Raw genomic sequence first — 3428 nt, forward strand, 5'->3', positions numbered from 1 at the left:
GGAGTTGTTGCCGGATCGGGAGGCTTCCTTCCTCGAACTTCTTCCGATGTCCCCTGTGATCACGCTCGTTCGAGGTGGGTGGAGCGGGGTATGTGCCCCGTAGCCAGCGCCAATTCGGCGAGAGCCGAAGACGACGAGACGGAGTGGCACCGGATGCAGCACGCAGTGGGTTCTCCGCTGCCGCCGCCCCATCAGCCGGGGCACGGACCGGCCGCCGGCTGGTCGCCGGCCGCACAGCAGGGTTCGCACCAGCAAGGCGCACAGCAGGGCTCGGCCCCGCCGCCCCCGGTACCCGGCTTCGCCCCGCATCCGCAGCAACCCCCGCCCCCGCCGGTGCCGCAGCACGCCCCGACCGCACCGGCTCCCGACACCACCGGTCGGGTGCCGCTGCCGCCCGGCGGTCCGGTGGGGATGCCCACGGCCCCGCCGCCCGCCACCGCGGCCCCCGACTCCGCCGCCACGCCCCTCGCCGTGCTGCTGATCGGCCCGGCGGGCGCGGGCAAGACGAGCGTCGCCAAGTACTGGGCCGACCACCGCCGGGTGCCCACCGCCCACATCAGCCTCGACGACGTCCGCGAATGGGTCCGCTCCGGCTTCGCCGACCCCCAGTCCGGCTGGAACGACCACTCCGAGGCCCAGTACCGCCTCGCCCGCCGCACCTGCGGCTTCGCCGCGCGCAACTTCCTCGCCAACGGCATCTCCTGCATCCTCGACGACGCGGTGTTCCCGGACCGGCCGGTGGTGGGCCTGGGCGGCTGGAAGCGGCACGTCGGCCCGGGCCTCCTGCCGGTCGTCCTCCTCCCCGGCCTGGAGATCGTCCTGGAACGCAACGCGGAGCGCTCCGGCAACCGCCGTCTGACGGACGAGGAGGTCGCGCGCATCCACGGCCGTATGGCGGGCTGGTACGGCTCGGGCCTCCCGATCATCGACAACAGCCAGCTGGACGTACCGCAGACGGCAAGGGTCCTGGACGACGTACTGTCGAGGTCGATAGCGAGCCCACCGAGCTGGTGATCGTGGGGGAGCGGGAACCCACCTAGGGGCGCGGGGAACTGCGCGACAAGCCCCCACGGGCCCGCAGCCGACGTACGACCCCCACTCGGCCTCCTCAACCGGCGCCTCAGACGTAACACTCCTACGCTCAAGTCATGTCAGAGGTGTACGCCACCCGAAGAGCCCGCCTGAGAGACCGCTACCAAGCCGGCGGCAGCCAATCCGCGCTGATCTCCCGGCCGGCCAACGTCCGCTACCTCGCGGGCAGCGCCCCGCAGGGCAGCGTGCTGCTGCTCGGCAGGACCGAGGACCTCCTGGTGTGCGTCGGCCCCCCGGACGACCGTCCCGGCACCGGCCGCCCCGACGAGACCCTGCGGCTGCACCACCTTCCCGGTGCCGGGGGCGACCCCGCCGTCGCCGCGGCCGACCTCGCCACAGGTCAGGGCGCCGAGTCGCTCGCCGTGGAGGAACAGCACCTCACGGTCGCCCGGCACCGAGCGATCCGGTCGGTCACTCCGCGCCTGTGCCTCGCCGACCTCGGCGGAGCCGTCGAGCAGCTCAGGGTGATCAAGGACGAGGAGGAGATCTCCTGCCTCCGCATCGGCGCCGAGATCGCGGACCAGGCCCTCGGTGAACTCCTGGAGTCGATCCTCGTCGGCCGTACCGAACGCCATCTCGCCCTGGAGCTGGAGCGCCGTCTCGTCGACCACGGCGCCGACGGCCCGGCCTTCCGCACCGCCGTCGGCACCGGCCCGAACTCCGGCCGCCGCTCCCACCGCCCCACCGACCGCCGGGTCGAGGAAGGAGATTTCCTCTCCGTCTGCCTGGGCGCGACCTACCGCGGCTACCGCTGCGAGATCGGCCGTACGTTCGTCATCGGTACGTCCCCCGCCGACTGGCAGATCGAGCTGTACGACCTCGTCTTCGCCGCTCAGCGGGCCGGCCGGGAGTCCCTGGCACCGGGGGTGGCCCACCGCGACGTGGACCGCGCGGCACGGCAGGTACTGGAGTCCGCGGGGCACCACGAGGGCCTCCCCGCCCTCACCGGACACGGCGTCGGACTCGAAATCGACGAGGACCCGCAGTTGGCTCCCGCGGCCATGGGTAAACTGGACGCTTGCGTGCCGGTCACCGTCGAACCGGGGGTCCACCTCCCGGGACGGGGCGGCGTCCGGATCGATGACACGCTCGTCGTACGCCCCGAGGCGGACGGCGGACCCGAGCTACTCACCATCACGACCAAGGAGCTGCTCGCCCTCTAGGCAGTGGCGTGCGCCGGGGTCGTCCACGTCAGTCCAGGAGATTCCGCAACCGTGGCTTCCACGAACGACCTCAAGAACGGCCTGGTGCTCAAGCTCGACGGCGGCCAGCTGTGGTCCGTCGTCGAGTTCCAGCACGTCAAGCCCGGCAAGGGCCCTGCATTCGTGCGCACCAAGCTCAAGAACGTGCTGTCCGGCAAGGTCGTCGACAAGACGTTCAACGCCGGCGTCAAGGTCGAGACGGCCACTGTCGACAAGCGCGACATGCAGTTCTCGTACATGGACGGCGAGTACTTCGTCTTCATGGACATGGAGACCTACGACCAGCTGATGATCGACCGCAAGACGGTCGCCGACGCCGCGAACTTCCTCATCGAGGGCTTCACGGCCACCGTCGCGCAGCACGAGGGCGAGGTGCTCTTCGTCGAGCTGCCGGCCGCCGTCGAGCTCGTCATCCAGGAGACCGAGCCGGGCGTCCAGGGCGACCGCTCCACCGGCGGCACCAAGCCCGCCACCCTGGAGACCGGTCACCAGATCCAGGTCCCGCTCTTCATCACCACCGGTGAGAAGATCAAGGTCGACACCCGCACGAGCGACTACCTCGGCCGGGTGAACAGCTAACCGTGGCTGCCCGCAACACGGCCCGCAAGCGCGCCTTCCAGATCCTCTTCGAGGGCGACCAGCGCGGAGCCGACGTCCTGACGGTCCTCGCGGACTGGATCCGGCTCTCCCGGACCGACACCCGGCAGCCGCCGGTGAGCGAGTACACGATGCAGCTGGTCGAGGGCTACGCGGAGCACGCGAAGCGGATCGACGAGCTGATCGCGCAGTACTCCGTCGGCTGGACGCTGGACCGGATGCCGGTCGTCGACCGCAACATCCTGCGGCTCGGTGCCTACGAGCTGATCTGGGCCGACGAGACGCCGGACGCCGTCGTGCTCGACGAGATGGTGCAGCTGGCCAAGGAGTTCTCCACGGACGAGTCGCCCGCGTTCGTCAACGGCCTGCTGGGCCGGCTCAAGGAGCTCAAGCCGTCGCTGCGCCGGGACGAGGCGTAGTACACGCACGCACAAACGCCTGAGGGCCCGCGACAGCTGCGCCCGGTACACGGCCGCGAGCGCGGGCCACAGCCGCGCGCGCGGCCCGAGCTCGGCCGCGCCGGACGCTGTCTCCAGG

At 71.1% G+C, this 3428-nt stretch carries 4 protein-coding genes and 2 pseudogenes; 5 read left to right on the forward strand and 1 reads right to left on the reverse strand.

Going from position 1 to position 3428, the window contains the following annotated elements; genetic code table 11:
* The 5 genes and pseudogenes from ABZ896_RS52290 to nusB form a co-directional block, all read left to right on the forward strand.
* Window positions 1–88, forward strand: a pseudogene (locus ABZ896_RS52290) (ABC transporter permease); the annotation flags it as partial.
* Window positions 89–153: 65 nt separating this feature from the next.
* On the forward strand, window positions 154–1014 hold the full coding sequence (locus tag ABZ896_RS52295; protein WP_360946468.1) for a Pro-rich N-terminal domain-containing protein: 861 nt from the start codon (window positions 154–156) through the stop codon (window positions 1012–1014).
* A gap of 134 nt (window positions 1015–1148) precedes the next feature.
* Window positions 1149–2255 carry an aminopeptidase P family protein gene (locus ABZ896_RS52300; protein ID WP_360946471.1) on the forward strand — a complete coding sequence of 369 codons (1107 nt, stop codon included), beginning with the start codon at window positions 1149–1151 and terminating at the stop codon, window positions 2253–2255.
* 51 nt (window positions 2256–2306) lie between these two features.
* Window positions 2307–2873: an elongation factor P gene (efp, locus tag ABZ896_RS52305; protein WP_360946474.1), complete on the forward strand. Its 567-nt coding sequence runs from the start codon at window positions 2307–2309 to the stop codon at window positions 2871–2873.
* A 2-nt stretch (window positions 2874–2875) separates the two neighbouring features.
* Window positions 2876–3310 carry a transcription antitermination factor NusB gene (gene nusB, locus ABZ896_RS52310; RefSeq protein WP_360946477.1) on the forward strand — a complete coding sequence of 145 codons (435 nt, stop codon included), beginning with the start codon at window positions 2876–2878 and terminating at the stop codon, window positions 3308–3310.
* A 24-nt stretch (window positions 3311–3334) separates the two neighbouring features.
* On the opposite strand, the pseudogene ABZ896_RS52315 reads toward nusB, so the two are convergent.
* Window positions 3335–3427: pseudogene (locus tag ABZ896_RS52315) on the reverse strand (ABC transporter permease); the annotation flags it as partial.
* Window position 3428: the final 1 nt, after the last annotated feature.

The organism is Streptomyces sp. NPDC047072, assembly GCF_040643855.1.
In the GTDB taxonomy this organism is placed as follows: domain Bacteria; phylum Actinomycetota; class Actinomycetes; order Streptomycetales; family Streptomycetaceae; genus Streptomyces.